11 protein-coding genes and 1 pseudogene are annotated in these 13,412 nt (G+C 40.3%); 7 read left to right on the top strand and 5 right to left on the bottom strand.

Annotated features, from left to right (window positions below; translation table 11 throughout):
- Positions 1-118: 118 nt before the first annotated feature.
- Positions 119-321 (top strand): annotated as a pseudogene (locus CK510_RS15845) (heavy-metal-associated domain-containing protein).
- 993 nt (positions 322-1,314) lie between these two features.
- Positions 1,315-2,343 (top strand): GGDEF domain-containing response regulator, encoded by a 1,029-nt coding sequence (locus CK510_RS15840; protein WP_095722619.1) that lies wholly within the window; start codon positions 1,315-1,317, stop codon positions 2,341-2,343.
- 8 nt (positions 2,344-2,351) lie between these two features.
- Here the strand turns inward: CK510_RS15840 and bcp are convergent, their stop codons facing one another.
- Positions 2,352-2,834: a thioredoxin-dependent thiol peroxidase gene (gene bcp, locus CK510_RS15835; RefSeq protein ID WP_095722618.1), complete on the bottom strand. Its 483-nt coding sequence runs from the start codon at positions 2,832-2,834 to the stop codon at positions 2,352-2,354.
- Positions 2,835-3,076: 242 nt separating this feature from the next.
- On the opposite strand from bcp, the gene CK510_RS15830 reads away from it, so the two are divergent.
- The gene (locus CK510_RS15830; protein ID WP_095722621.1) at positions 3,077-3,397 is read left to right on the top strand and encodes a hypothetical protein; all 321 of its coding nucleotides are present in this window, start codon (positions 3,077-3,079) and stop codon (positions 3,395-3,397) included.
- 46 nt (positions 3,398-3,443) lie between these two features.
- On the opposite strand, the gene CK510_RS15825 is transcribed toward CK510_RS15830, so the two are convergent.
- From CK510_RS15825 to CK510_RS15815, 3 genes are all read right to left on the bottom strand, one after another.
- Positions 3,444-3,737: a DUF2103 domain-containing protein gene (locus CK510_RS15825; RefSeq protein WP_095722617.1), complete on the bottom strand. Its 294-nt coding sequence runs from the start codon at positions 3,735-3,737 to the stop codon at positions 3,444-3,446.
- Positions 3,738-3,744: 7 nt separating this feature from the next.
- Positions 3,745-4,071, bottom strand: coding sequence for an ATP-dependent Clp protease adapter ClpS (gene clpS, locus CK510_RS15820; RefSeq protein ID WP_095722616.1), 327 nt, complete (start codon positions 4,069-4,071; stop codon positions 3,745-3,747).
- A 443-nt stretch (positions 4,072-4,514) separates the two neighbouring features.
- Positions 4,515-6,599 (bottom strand): FAD-dependent oxidoreductase, encoded by a 2,085-nt coding sequence (locus tag CK510_RS15815; RefSeq protein ID WP_095722615.1) that lies wholly within the window; start codon positions 6,597-6,599, stop codon positions 4,515-4,517.
- A gap of 392 nt (positions 6,600-6,991) precedes the next feature.
- Here CK510_RS15815 and CK510_RS15810 point away from each other — a divergent pair, with 392 nt between their 5' ends.
- Complete coding sequence (locus CK510_RS15810; protein ID WP_444876501.1) at positions 6,992-8,500, top strand: SulP family inorganic anion transporter; 1,509 nt, start codon at positions 6,992-6,994, stop codon at positions 8,498-8,500.
- A 624-nt stretch (positions 8,501-9,124) separates the two neighbouring features.
- A complete protein-coding gene (locus CK510_RS31805) occupies positions 9,125-9,286 on the top strand; it encodes a hypothetical protein (protein WP_158224910.1) in 162 nt (53 codons plus the stop codon).
- Here CK510_RS31805 and CK510_RS15805 read toward each other — a convergent pair.
- The gene (locus CK510_RS15805) at positions 9,224-10,432 is read right to left on the bottom strand and encodes a NupC/NupG family nucleoside CNT transporter (protein WP_095722614.1); all 1,209 of its coding nucleotides are present in this window, start codon (positions 10,430-10,432) and stop codon (positions 9,224-9,226) included. The two genes, CK510_RS31805 and CK510_RS15805, sit on opposite strands and share 63 nt — an antisense overlap.
- Positions 10,433-10,672: 240 nt before the next feature.
- On the opposite strand from CK510_RS15805, the gene CK510_RS15800 reads away from it, so the two are divergent.
- Both CK510_RS15800 and CK510_RS15795 read left to right on the top strand, forming a co-directional pair.
- The gene (locus CK510_RS15800) at positions 10,673-11,017 is read left to right on the top strand and encodes a hypothetical protein (protein ID WP_095722613.1); all 345 of its coding nucleotides are present in this window, start codon (positions 10,673-10,675) and stop codon (positions 11,015-11,017) included.
- A gap of 58 nt (positions 11,018-11,075) precedes the next feature.
- Positions 11,076-12,863: a serine/threonine protein kinase gene (locus tag CK510_RS15795; protein WP_095722612.1), complete on the top strand. Its 1,788-nt coding sequence runs from the start codon at positions 11,076-11,078 to the stop codon at positions 12,861-12,863.
- Positions 12,864-13,412 lie beyond the last annotated feature (549 nt).

Genomic DNA, 13,412 nt, shown 5'->3' with positions numbered 1-13,412 from the left:
AGCGCAATGAAGCATCTCTGTCTATTACATAGCGACTCAGGATCAACAGTTGGATCATTTATTTCTTGGATTACTCTAAGATTGATTAATCATTATCGCACTCGCTGAGGTTGGTTTGATGGCACTTAAATTAAATGTTCCGGAATTTCTTGCAACCATTGCCCTGAAACCATTTCTGAATCGATTCGGGTTGTGGAAGAAAAAGCAAAGGTAAATATTGATGTGGGTGCAAAAACTGTTACTGTTGAGTCGTCTGCCTCGGAAGAGTCGATTAAACAGGCAATTGTTGCTGCTGGTTACAGTATTGAAGGTTATCAGTAACAACTAGTGATTGACGATCGCACTTTGAGGCGATATATTTTTAACACTTCGATACTACTTGATTAAGGTTGTAACAAATCGAAGCCAATTTCTTAGTCAAGATAGCCTTTTTTATCAAAATTCCGGCTGTATTGTTTATCGGTTACGCACTTACCCCACATCCTAATTTCGGAGCAGAAGTTGAGACTGAGGGAGGATGTGCGATGCCTACGAGAAGAACCAGAAAAACGCGAGTCAAAAAAATTTGATGGAAAGTTAGTTACCCCAATCTAAATCCTATTTTAAGAAGCACAATCTCTCTTGTTTCTTCATGTTTTTCTTTTGCTGTATAAAAAATAATTGTTGTTTCTGTATGATTACGTAACATCTCCTTTTTCTATTTATTTTTATGTAGTCTTACTTACGGTTGTTGGAAATTATTGTCTAATTTGCGTTGACCAAAAAATGCATAACAAATCGCTGTTATGTCAAGTAAGGCAAGCAAACAAAACAAATCGCTGCAACCTAGGGTACATAACCTATGATTGGCATCGGAATCTCTAAATTATCGACTCTTTCGATTCTCATTAAACCAATATAAACATTTATGGAATGTTAGTTTTGAGGATGTAGCAGGATTGTAACCATGTCAAGATTTCGTCCCCAAATCGAGCTACAGCTATAAATGTCACGTAAGATTCAGTATTACTAGGAAATTACAGTAATACGTTTATACTTTGTAAGATTATTCAGTATTTTCACTGTTTAAAAAAAGTAAGTAAAAGCCGACAGTAGTTAGCATAAGAATTAACCCCAACAATTACAGTAAAATTCAGTTAAAAAGAGGTGATTGAACATGAAAATGACTTGCGGAACTGGTAGGAATAACTTAAGGTGTATGGTAAGACCCCTCGGTAAAAATACATTAGTATTCAGTATTTGTAGCTAGTATTAATATATTTGACAGTGTTAATTCCTATTAAGTAGAAACGAAACAGGGCAGAAAGCAAAGTAATGAACATATCCATTCTGGTCTTTGGAAGCGATCGCTTTTTCGCAACACTTCCGGATCGGAGTCGCGATCGAAGCGCTTTCAGTGTCGAAGTTATCGCCAATTTGGATCAAGTGGTGTCTCGCATTCAAAATGCGCCACCCGATGTCATCCTAGTGCAAGCTAGCTTGGATGGAAGCATGGGATTATGCTCTTGGCTAAAAGAACAGACAAAGCTATCGTGGATCCATTGCATCCTCCTCGAAGACCGTACTCATGTACTGACAGAACGCAGCAATCGCGATTATTCCTGGGAATCCGAGATGGTTTCCGCAGCCTTATGTCAAGGTGCTGATGCTTATATGTGGTGGCTTCCAGAAAATGCATCCTTCGATTCGTCGGCAGAATCCACAGCTCAAGAGAACTTGCTGCTGGCTCAATTGACGGTAGGTTTGCGAAAAGCACAAAAATATCGCGATCTGATTCGCACAAACGATTTACTTAGCGCGATCGCATTATCCGATGCACTGACAGAATTAAATAATCGTCGGGCTTTGGAGTGGGATTTGCCCAAGCTAATCCATCAAGCAAGAACTCAAAAAACACCCTTGAGTTTAATAATTCTGGACGTAGATTATTTTAAAAAAGTTAACGACACTTACGGACATTTGGTAGGTGATCGACTATTGCAGCTGTTATGTGCCCGCTTGCGTCACAATTTGCGCTTTCAAGATACTCCCTTCCGCTATGGTGGAGAGGAATTTGTGATTATTTTAGGTAATACGACTTGTGAAGAAGCCTCTTTGGTAGCGAAACGCTTGAACCGTATCATCGGTGATGAACCATTTGTCATCAACAACACTCTGTCAATCAAAGTTACCATTAGTTTGGGAACAGCTTGTTTGCGTAATGATGATGATGCCAAAGGGATGAGTTTATTGCATCGTGCTGACGAATACTTATTAGAGGCAAAAGCATCAGGACGCGATCGCGTTATTGGTTGTGATGAGTATATATCCCAGCAACCACATTTGCGAGCTGTTTCTTCTTGAACTCTTATCTAAGTCTCAGAAAGTACAACTTGTAACTGTTTGAGAACAGCTTCAGCATGTTCTTTAACTTTGACTTTTGACCAGGTATAAGCTATTTTTCGATCGGGCGAAATTAAGAATGTGGTGCGTTCTATACCCATATATTCTTTGCCCATAAATTTTTTCAGCTTCCACACTCCATAACCATCGGCAACTTGATGTTCTGGGTCACTCAGCAATGGAATTGTCAAATTATACTTGTCAATAAATTTGCAGTGTTTTTGCTGTGAGTCCGTGCTAACACCTAATATTTGCGCCCCTAATTGATGGAAATCCTCTACAAAAGCACTAAAGTCTTTCGCTTCAGTTGTGCAACCTGGGGTATCATCTTTGGGATAAAAGTATAAAATCAACCACTTACCCTGAAAATCCTCCAGGTTTATCATCTCTCCATTTTGGTTGGGGGCAGAAAATGCTGGTGCGTTTTGTCCTGGTTGTGGTACGTCTGTCATGGGTTTATCGGGAAGAAAATTGTCTCAAGAAAAATAGCTAAATTACTTTAATAAATACCAAAATAAATACCAAAACTAGTATTAATTTTTATTTTAAATACTTGACTATAAATTACTTTATTTTTCTTTGTGTTTGTTTACAAAATATCATAAATCTATGTCAGTTTGTAACTATATTTTGGAGTTTGAAAGTCTATTCCTATAGACTGAGATGCAATGAGAAAATGTTGGAGTGTATAAAAATGTGTTGGACAAACGTATTTTGTCACGATGTTTTTGTCGCGATATCTTCAATCGCATGTCTTGCCGGGTTAGGGCTATTGTGGAATTGGAAGCCAAGTGAGGATGAAGCTGAAGAAACTGAGCGTATTTTGTTTAGAATGAGCTTTTCTTACTGGCTAGTTTATTGCATAGCTTTCGGTGTTCAAAAGCTGATTATTTCCGATTGGGAAAATGCCATCGCAACATTGAAAGTCACTACGGCTTTGTCATATTTTTTAACCTTTTCTTGCATCCTTTGTTTGCCTCTACACAAGTTGGCAGTGCATGAAATTGAAGAATAGTTATTTGGGGCATTGGGTGTTACCTTTTAACTGCGAGAAGCTTTGCTTAATGCCTTTGACATATTGCGATCGCAGCTTCTAAGGTTTCTTGATCCAAGGGTGTAATGATAAATACTTCTTGTACTGTTTTCCCGTGACGGGCGATGATTTTGAAACCTCCCCGAATCGGCACTGAGACACGAAGTTGCAGACTAGGACAATGACCTTTGGCACGTCCGATGACAGCAGGAGTAATGGTTTGAATGCCATCTTCTTTACACAGGCGTTGTAAAATCGGGATCAGACCGGAAATGTGGGTGGAATGATTCCAAACTAGTCTGCCGGGGGAGGGTTTTTCCATTTTTTTATTATGCGGCTTCGAGTGGTGCCATTGTTAAACCAGCACGACGCAATTGCTGGTGGTAAAGTTCAGCCATTTCTTGCGGACCTACCCAAACAGTTGCTAACCCTTCAAAATGTACTTGGTTGGTGAGTTCCCAAGCGCGATCGGGGTTCATGTTTGGTATATATGTTATCAGACATTCGGTCACGTGCTGAAATGTATTAAAGTCATCATTGAGAACGATAACTTTGTAGTTGGGATAAGTCTTGCGGGTCGTTTGACTAGACCGTTCAGGAGTTACAGTCGGTGCTGCACCCATTCCGTAAGCTGCTGCTGAAAGTCTTGTAACCATAATACTAATTTAACCAGTTGACATTTACAGAACTACACTACAATTTACTAGTTTAGTTCATGGGATTGAGAATAGGGCATTGGGGATTGGGTATTAGAGACTCACTATACTAAAAACGGTTAAAAACTGAACTTTTATCTTTACCTCAAAATGACAATCTTAAGCCTCTCCCCTTAGTAAGGGGAGAGGTACCCTTCGGGTAGGCACGGAGTGACTTCCAAAGGTAGCGCTACCCTAACGGGAACGCTAAAAGCGAACGCTCTATGGAGAGGGGTTCTATATTAATTAATAAGTCCAACTTTAAGCTGTTCGCAGTATAACCAATAATTCTTAAATACAGCAGGAATTTGCAGAAAATAAAATATCCTAACTATACATTTATCTATCAATCGTATCCTTCGCAAGGGTGGGGAGACCCCACCCCTACAATAATTCGGGACAATTTATTTCCAATCTTCCCAATTTTGGTTAAATATTGATGTATCTGGGAAAGCAGTGGGATTGCCATTTTTTTCCAAAAGTTGCTTGAGAGCGATTAATTTCGGTTCGATTTTGGGTAACTCATCGACTAGCTGATAAGGTGCGATCGCATGTTTTAAACTAAATGCGGCAACGGTTCCTGCTGCTGCACCTGCTGACCATTCAAATGAGTGTACTCGATATGCGGCGGCTGCAATGTGGCTGGTGCCGATGCTTTTGCCCCCGACTATCAAATTGTCGATTTTTTGGGGAATCATGGCTCGCAGGGCAATTTGGAAGGGATATGCTTGTCCAGCACCCCGTCTTTCTCCGGGACGTTCGCGGTTTCCTGGTGCTTCTGGGGGACTTTTTTCCATGCAGGGATGAAAATCGATTGCGTAATGTCCAATACCAATTGCGTCGGGGAAGATGGTGGAGCGGGTACGACGCATGGCTTTGTTGGGGTCGATTTTGCCGGAAATTACGGATGCTGCTTCCAATCCTGAAAGTGTCGCTCGTAACCTGCGGTACATGTCGGCAGGTAAGTTGTTGCGATAATATTCGTCGTTGTAGTTGCGTCGGGAAATATCCACTTCTGAAATCGTAAAGCCTCCTGGTTGTCCCCAGCTAGGACGACCAATAATGCGTCTACCTTCCCGCATGTAGGGATATTTTGATAACCCATGTGCGGTTCCCATTGGTGCATTAAATCCAGCTAGAAAGCGGTTGTTGGATCGGGGTGTTTTGACTCCGTCACCAAGTTGTGAGTCAGTAGTTCCCGCGACTAACCAGTAATAATAGGAATAGGCTTTCTCTTCGGCTTTACTGAGGGATTCGTTTCGCAATCCACCTTTCCAACCACCTGGGTTAAGTTGTCCAAGCGATCGCAATTGTTGTTGGGTATAAACTAAGTTATCACCTGCTGTACCTGGTCGGTAGTCGTTACCCCAAGTCCAGTTTTGCATGGAAATATCCCCAGGTGTGGGTGTGGTAAATTTGACACCACCAAAGGTTTTGGGTTGTCCTTTTTTGGGACTCCAAATGCGACGATAGGTAAAAACTAAATCGAAATCTGCGAGTCGTTTGAGTTCGTAGCTGAAATAGGGGGAATAATTCATGTAATATGGAGGCATGGTCTGTTTTTGCGGGTCTTTGGTTGCCTCCATTCCAAAGGTATATGTAAAACCTTGGGTACAGTATTGGTCGTTGGTTTGGCTAGATGATGACGGTTCTAGGTGGGAAATTGGATCGATTCCCAAACGGTAGGGGACATCTGCCAGGGCAATCAGTTCTCCAGTTTCAGTCGCATCAACAACATACCATTTGGGTGCGTTGACAATTTTGGTTTGTTTGGGGATGAAGCGAATAATGGTTTTGTTGAAGCGTGGGGAATTTTCATAGCTGAATGCATCTTCAATGGTTTGGGATAGGGGTAAACTATTGATAGGTGGAGTCCCTTTTGCGGGTTGGTGTTGAATTGCGATCGCGCTATCAATTATTTTGCCGTCAGCGCTTTTTTGTAAGTCTTTAACTACTGTGTTGGGGAACCATTCTAATTTGCCTCTGCCGCGTTTTTCCGCATCTTTGAGGATATCCCGCAAGATTTCATGTCCATCTTTGGGTAAAAAGCAGGAATCGCTAACCCAACAATCACCGGGATTTAGATTACCTTTGTAACGTTTTTCAATGCGATCGCGTAATTCGAGATAGCCACGGGAGTAAAATTGTTTTGCGCGTTGGGTAGGACGTTCATCTAATGCGGATGTCCCTTGTGCGGAGATTTGTCCTCCTAACCAATCGGTGATTTCTGTTAAACAAACGGTTCTTCCTGCAAGTAATCCTTCATAAGCTGTTGCAGCACCAGAAAGTCCTCCACCTGCCACTAAAATATCACAATTCACGCTTTTATCAGGGTTGCGTGGTGGTGTGGCAATGCTGGTAAATGGAGCAAGTAATGGTGTCACTAAGTTGGAAATCACTGTCACAGCAACAAGTGATAACCGAGACACGGTTTTTTTGCTGCTATTTATCGTTTGAATCTTATCTATACATCTACGTCTATGGTTCATCTGATTGTCACCTTTGCTTCTCACACACAACCATGACGGTATCATTATGTGAATGTATCCTCAACTAGAAGGTAATAAAAATAGAAGGTAATAAAAAGAATTTTAGGAGTCAGAATTTTGGCACGGGTAGCGTTGACAATAAGAATATCAGTAATTATACTTATAAAACTCACAACATTAATAGGTTTTATACTAGTAATATTTATTTGATTTATTATTTTGGGTTTACAAAAAACTTATATTTTCCAAGCACAATATAAACTAGAGATGAAATTCCCCACTCAAAACAAGTTATTCCTTGAAGGATATGAAGTAGCAGTGCTAACATTGCTGAGAATTTAGGCAAATAGGGATTAACTGCTATCTATTTAAGTTATACAGGGAATTGTTTAGTGCTTTCTTTTAAAGAACAAGCTCAAAGGATGAATATTAAGTTAGTCAGGAAGTTGAAATTTTCAGCAATAAATAATTTAAGTTTAAATACTATTAAAACTGAAATTTTATCGGGCATTACAGTTGCTTTCGCATTGATTCCAGAATCACTCGCATTTGCTGCGATCGCACAAGTTCCACCAATGGTTGCTCTATACACTTCTTTCTGTATAGCTATTAGTATTTCTATATTTGGTGGACGACCAGCGATGATTTCAGCTGCAACTGGTTCAATGTCTTTGTTAATGACTACATTGGTAACTAAGTACGGGATTGAATATCTATTTGCAGCAACTATTTTAACGGGAATAATTCAATTTTTAATGGGTATTTTCCAATTGGGGAGATTTTTTACATTTGTTCCTCAATCTGTTGTTTCTGGATTTGTAAATGCCCTGGGTATTCTCATTTTTATTGCTCAAATTCAACAATTTGCAGGTGAATCGTTACCAATGTATTTAATGGTAGCTGGAACTTTGGGAATTGTGTATTTACTGCCACGTTTTACAAAAGCAATCCCCTCTCCATTAGTGGCTATAGTCGTGATGACGATAATTTCTATATCAACCCATGCAAACGTCCGTAAAGTTGGGGATATTGGGAATATAACCAGTCAATTACCATCAATTCATCTGCCACAAGTCAGTTTTTCCCTCGAAACTTTATCGATTATCTTACCCTATGCTTTCACACTATCAATAGTCGGACTTTTAGAGTCATTATTAACAGCAGATTTACTCGACGAATTGACAGAAACGAAAAGTTCTAAAAACCAAGAAGTTCGTGGACAAGGAATAGCAAATATTATCACCGGATTTTTTGGGGGAATGGCAGGTTGTGGAATGGTTGGACAATCAATTATTAATATTCGCTCTGGTGGAAGGGGGAGATTATCAACTTTCATTTCTGGAGCTTTTTTATTAGTTCTAATTTTTGCATTAAAAAACATTGTTTTACAAGTTCCAATGGCAGCTTTAATTGGTGTCATGATTATGGTGGCATTTGAAACTTTCGATTGGAAATCATTGCAGCAAATTCGGAAAATGTCCCCAGGGGAAGCTACAATTATGCCTTTAACAATGGGAATTACTTTGTTAACCCATGACTTAGCAAAAGGTGTTTTGGTTGGTGTGATTGTCAGTGCTTTAATTTTTGGCTGGAAAGCTGCAAAAATCAAAGTTGCAAAATCCTTCGATGAATCTGGTTCCAAAGTATATACGGTATCGGGACAATTATTCTTTGCTTCAACTGCACATTTTGGTGATGTCTTCAACTACAATGAAGACCCAGAGAAGGTAATTATTGACTTTAGCTTTGCCCATATTTGGGATTATGCTGCTGTGACTGCCGTATCTAAGGTGATTGAAAGATATCGCAAACTCGATAAAGATGTGGAAGTTCGAGGATTAAATGTGGAAAGTCAGACACATATGCATCGTGCAGGTATATATGACAGTGAGTTAAATTAAAGATGAAATACCAATCATTACGTGGCAAGTCTATTTAAATAACACTATCTAAACAACAATAGCCTAGTCAAAGGTGACTAGGCTATTTCAACTTAAACTCGATCAAACTGCTTTTATCTTTTACTAATCGGACAGGTTAAAACTAAGGGTTTACATGACGAACAAACTCAGCATTTCCTTGTTTTTCCGCTTCGGGATTTGGCTAGCTATCCAGTTATTGGAGCATTGCCACTCAATTGATTATGCTGATATTTGCTTGGGCTTTGACCGGGGACACTCATATCTACGCCCTAAATTTTGGTTGTGCCTTAATTTAGTGTCCTAATTCATAATTTAGCATCAATACCCAAATTGACAACCTACTTTTAATCTAAGTTAACGACTGTTTAAGTTTCGCAACATTTCTGGATTTAATAGGGATTGCGATAAGCGTAGCTTAATGCCAAAGGTATATCGCACTCAGTCGATTTTATTGTAGGTTGGGTGGAGAGAAATATTTGTACCGAATTGATAAATCTATATTTGCACCGCAACCCAACATTTTATTTAATATTTGAAGAGTTAATTTTATGTGTTGAGTTAGGTATTTTGTTGTTTAAATAATTTCTGTTTTTCTCATATTATATGTTGGGTTACGCAAAGCCTCCACCCAACCTACGAGAGATTGCGATCGCACTATATCAACCTAGTGGTGCGATCGCAAACTTCAAACTCTCAACAAAATCAAATCAACATACCTGCGATCGCGGCAGTGATGAAACCAGCCAACAACCCACCAATCATTGATTTTACCCCCATTCTCGCCAAGTCATGCTGCCGTTTTGGAGCCATCCCCGCAATTCCACCAATGGTAATTCCAATGGAACCGATATTTGCAAAGTTACACAATGCATATGTAGAAATAATAATTGCCCGCTCAGAAATTTTCTTTTGAATAATTAACTCTTGTAAATCCTTATAAGCAAGAAACTCATTTAGAATCGTCTTTTTACCTAACAATGCTCCCACTTGCATACAATCTTGCCAGGGAACACCCATCAAAAATGCGATGGGAGCCATTATAAAAGATAACATCCACTCTAAGGATAATTGCGGTAAACCCACACGTACACCAACCCCCCCCAAGATTGCATTCACAACAGCCAGCAATCCCAGAAATGCAATAATCATCACACCGACATTTACCGCTAACTTTACCCCATCAATAGCACCCGTAGTTGCCGCATCGATGGCATTTACATAGGTGCTTTTAACATCCATTTTCACATTTCCCCCAGTATCCGGGATTTCTGTTTCTGGGTACAGCAGTTTTGATACTACCAATGCTGTCGGAGCAGTCATAAAAAATGCTGCTACTAAGTGTTCTCCTGGTACGCCAAATGATAAGTATGCACCGAGAACTCCACCCGCAACCGTCGCAAATCCACCAGTCATCACCGCAAACAATTCCGATTGTGTCATAGTTGCGATATAAGGCTTAACTATTAACGGCGACTCAGTGGGACCCAAAAATATATTTCCGGCTGTAGAAAGGGACTCAGCACCGGATGTTTTCATCGTCTTCATCATCACCCATGCAAACCCTTGTACCACCCACTGTAAAATGCCGTAGTGATACATGATACTAATGAAGGCTGAGAAAAAGATAATTGTCGGCAGAATTTTAAACGCAAAAAAATGGTCTTGGAAACTGTCTCCAAATACAAATTTTGCCCCAACATCCGAGTATGACAAAAAATTTGTCACCACATCTCCCAATGATTTAAACACCTTTAAACCCCAAGGAGTTTTCAGAATCAGAATCGCAAACCCAAACTCCAATCCCAATCCCCATGCGATCGTACGCCATTTTATTGCTTGACGATTAACCGAAAGAGCATAGGATATGGCAATAAAAGCTATTACTCCCAATGCGGATATAGTACGTTCCATGTTCACCCCAGACTGAAAAGATACACCGATAAAATTCTAAGCTAAAAAGGATACATGTCAACCTAGCTTTCTGTTGTATCAATTACATCCAAATCATGTAATCCTCAAAGAGAATCTCAGAAAGTAGTGGCAAACCATCCCAAGCAAGGTTCAAGAAACCGGGTTTCTCTTTAACTCAGTACGACTATCTTCGATTCAACACCAATAAGAAACCTGGTTTCTCCCATCACCGAATGCTTGATGCAACGAAGAATTATTCAGGTTCTCGCGTTTAGGGAGAAATTGAGGCAGTGCTTTGCGAGGGTACTTACAGAAGCCGCTAGCCTGCGGCAACGCCAAAGGCGAACGCGTCTACCCCTCGTTGTTGCAACTGCCGGGGTTTCTGGGTTATCTCAACGATTAAAGATTACGCATGGGGGAGAAACCCAATTTCCTGAGCCTTGCTCTTTGGGTATAAATAAATACTTTGAAATATTTGTAACTGGTAGGGATATTGGTTTTGCTTTTAGTCGGTTGATGCCTACTTTGAAAAACAAATTTGTTAACAATATACCCATACCAGCTAAATCAATAGTTAATCATTGACAGTTCGCGTTACCCTGTCTTTAGTACAATCAACTAAAGCCAGTGTCAGAGAACGGTTGTGTCCCAGGTTAACAAAAGTGCAATTCACTGTATAAACCCTGAGTGTCCGCGTCCTCATCCGCAACCTTGGGGTAATAAATTTTGCAATAGCTGTGGTACTTCCCTACTGCTATTAGACCGTTATGTTCCGCTACAACCCTTGGGTTCTGGTGGATTTGCCCAAATTTATACGGTTTGGGATGTGATTACGGAAACTGAAAAGGTGCTAAAAGTACTTATAGAAGATTCCTCGAAAGCACTGGAATTATTTATCCAAGAAGCTGAAATCTTGTGTCACCTAGAACATCCAGGTGTACCACAGATTGATATTTGTGGGCATTTTCAGGTTGAATTATCCTATCCCAGAGTCCAAAATTTACCTTGTTTGGTAATGGAGAAAATCAACGGGTTGACACTGGAGGAGATTCAAAAGCATTATCCCCAGGGATGTCCACAGTCTTTGGTGTTAAATTGGCTGATACAAGCGATCGACATTCTCAATCATTTGCACCAGCGTCAAATAATTCACCGCGATATCAAGCCTTCTAATATTATGCTGCGGGCTGCGGCGTTTTCGCGAGGTGTGCCCAGGGGAGACCAGTTAGTTTTGATCGATTTTGGTGGAGTTAAGCAGGTAAGTACATCAATGCTACGCTTTCCAAATCGTTCAACTAGGCTGTTTTCATCGGGTTATAGTCCTCCCGAACAGCTATTGGGGGGAAATGTGGGACCACAAGCTGATTTTTATGCTTTGGGTCGAACTATGATTGAGTTAGTGACGGGGAAAAATCCGGCTGATTTGGAAGACTCGATGACGGGGGAATTGCGGTGGAGACATTTGGTCAAGATTAAACCCAAACTAGGGGATTTGCTTGATGAAATGGTAAAATCCGATTCGCGATCGCGTCCAGCATCGGCAACAAATATTCAAAAACGACTAGGGCAAATTTCCCAAGCTTCGGCAGCAATATCGGTATTTTCCCAAGTTCAGCAGAATGTCCAACAAACCATTAGCAAAATTACTCAACAAGTCAGTCAAACTCAACCGAACCCCATCATTAGCTTTTTCCGACAATCTCAGGAAGTGTTGCAACAATCTGCGATCGCACTAACCCAAGCAACCTCTAACACCATAATTTTCACCGCAAGGACATTTATTAGCATCGTTTTTGCCTGTCTGAGTACAATTTGGGCAATGTTGCTAACGGCTTTTGGTGCTTCTATGGGAACCATCATTGGATTTTTATTAGCAAGTCAAACCAATTGGGGAAATCAACTATCAGGATTCGTCTCCAACCAATTGCCAGGAGTATTACCCAACACAGCAAATACCTCTGGTGCGGGGATAATCCTATTTGCGATCGCAGGATTAGGAACCGCTTGGGGATTAACAACTACAGGGGTTTTCGGTCAAAAACGGCGCTACTTTATTGCATCACTTACTAGTGTTATTGGTTACGTACTAGGCTGGGTAGTATTGCAAGCGATCGCGCCAAAAAACATCGCAGAAGCGTTAATTGGGCTAATACTCATCGCAGTTTCTTTTCTGACACTGGGCATCGGACTTCGCAGCCATCACATTGTTCACTCAGTAATTACCGCATTGGGAACCGCCATCACTTTCGCTTTATTAATCAGTCTTAATCTAATCCCTGCCGATATACTTAGCGCTCAAATTGTATCTATTGGTACTGAACTCACACTAAAAGTTATCTTTTTCAGTTCTATAGGAATCTTACTCAGCTTTTATCTAGCAGTCAGCCATTACTTAATTGTCCCCTGGCTACGTCTATTAGGATGGAATTAGAATTGGGCATTGGGTATTAACCATTAACAAAAAATAATCCCCCAGTCATATATGACTGGGGGATTACATAAAGTTTGACTATAGAGTTTCAGTATAAGTTCGTAGCTGTCCCCATTCTAATGGCTGAGTACCAAATTCAGTGGTTTGAATACCTGATTTCATAGTATTTTTACAGATTGTTCATAAATTCTTTATTTGCAAAACACCGTATTATCCACGGATTGGGTAATTAGGCAATTCTTATCGGTTCCCCCAAGCCTCAAAAAGCTCGATAATCTAAAAGTCTTTCTTGAAAAGGGTAGGGCTGTTTGATTCTTTATAGAAAAATCTGGAAGTCTTATTTTTTCGTTTGAATTTAGGTTAGTCGTAGGGGCGGGGTTCCCCCGCCCTACAATACTGTGTGCTAAACTTATTTTCCCTGGAGAATGAAACAGCCCTGCTTGAAAAGGGGGGATTATATAGACGAAGCTCTTTGTCTTAAACTTGATTAGCCAGACACGATATTAAACAGCCATGTATTTTATCATTACTTCACGGACTCTTTATATC

It is taken from the genome of Brunnivagina elsteri CCALA 953 (genome assembly GCF_002289455.1).
Lineage (GTDB): Bacteria > Cyanobacteriota > Cyanobacteriia > Cyanobacteriales > Nostocaceae > Brunnivagina > Brunnivagina elsteri.
This window is presented reverse-complemented; position numbering and strand designations above follow the sequence as displayed.

Coding starts and splice junctions, on each gene's coding strand:
- CK510_RS15840 (WP_095722619.1), top strand. CDS start 1,315: ATGAACATATCCATTCTGGTCTTTGGAAGCGATCGCTTTTTCGCAACA.
- clpS (WP_095722616.1), bottom strand. CDS start 4,071: ATGGTTACAAGACTTTCAGCAGCAGCTTACGGAATGGGTGCAGCACCG.
- CK510_RS15830 (WP_095722621.1), top strand. CDS start 3,077: ATGTGTTGGACAAACGTATTTTGTCACGATGTTTTTGTCGCGATATCT.
- CK510_RS15825 (WP_095722617.1), bottom strand. CDS start 3,737: ATGGAAAAACCCTCCCCCGGCAGACTAGTTTGGAATCATTCCACCCAC.
- CK510_RS31805 (WP_158224910.1), top strand. CDS start 9,125: ATGTTGGGTTACGCAAAGCCTCCACCCAACCTACGAGAGATTGCGATC.
- CK510_RS15805 (WP_095722614.1), bottom strand. CDS start 10,432: ATGGAACGTACTATATCCGCATTGGGAGTAATAGCTTTTATTGCCATA.
- CK510_RS15800 (WP_095722613.1), top strand. CDS start 10,673: ATGCAACGAAGAATTATTCAGGTTCTCGCGTTTAGGGAGAAATTGAGG.
- CK510_RS15815 (WP_095722615.1), bottom strand. CDS start 6,599: ATGAACCATAGACGTAGATGTATAGATAAGATTCAAACGATAAATAGC.
- bcp (WP_095722618.1), bottom strand. CDS start 2,834: ATGACAGACGTACCACAACCAGGACAAAACGCACCAGCATTTTCTGCC.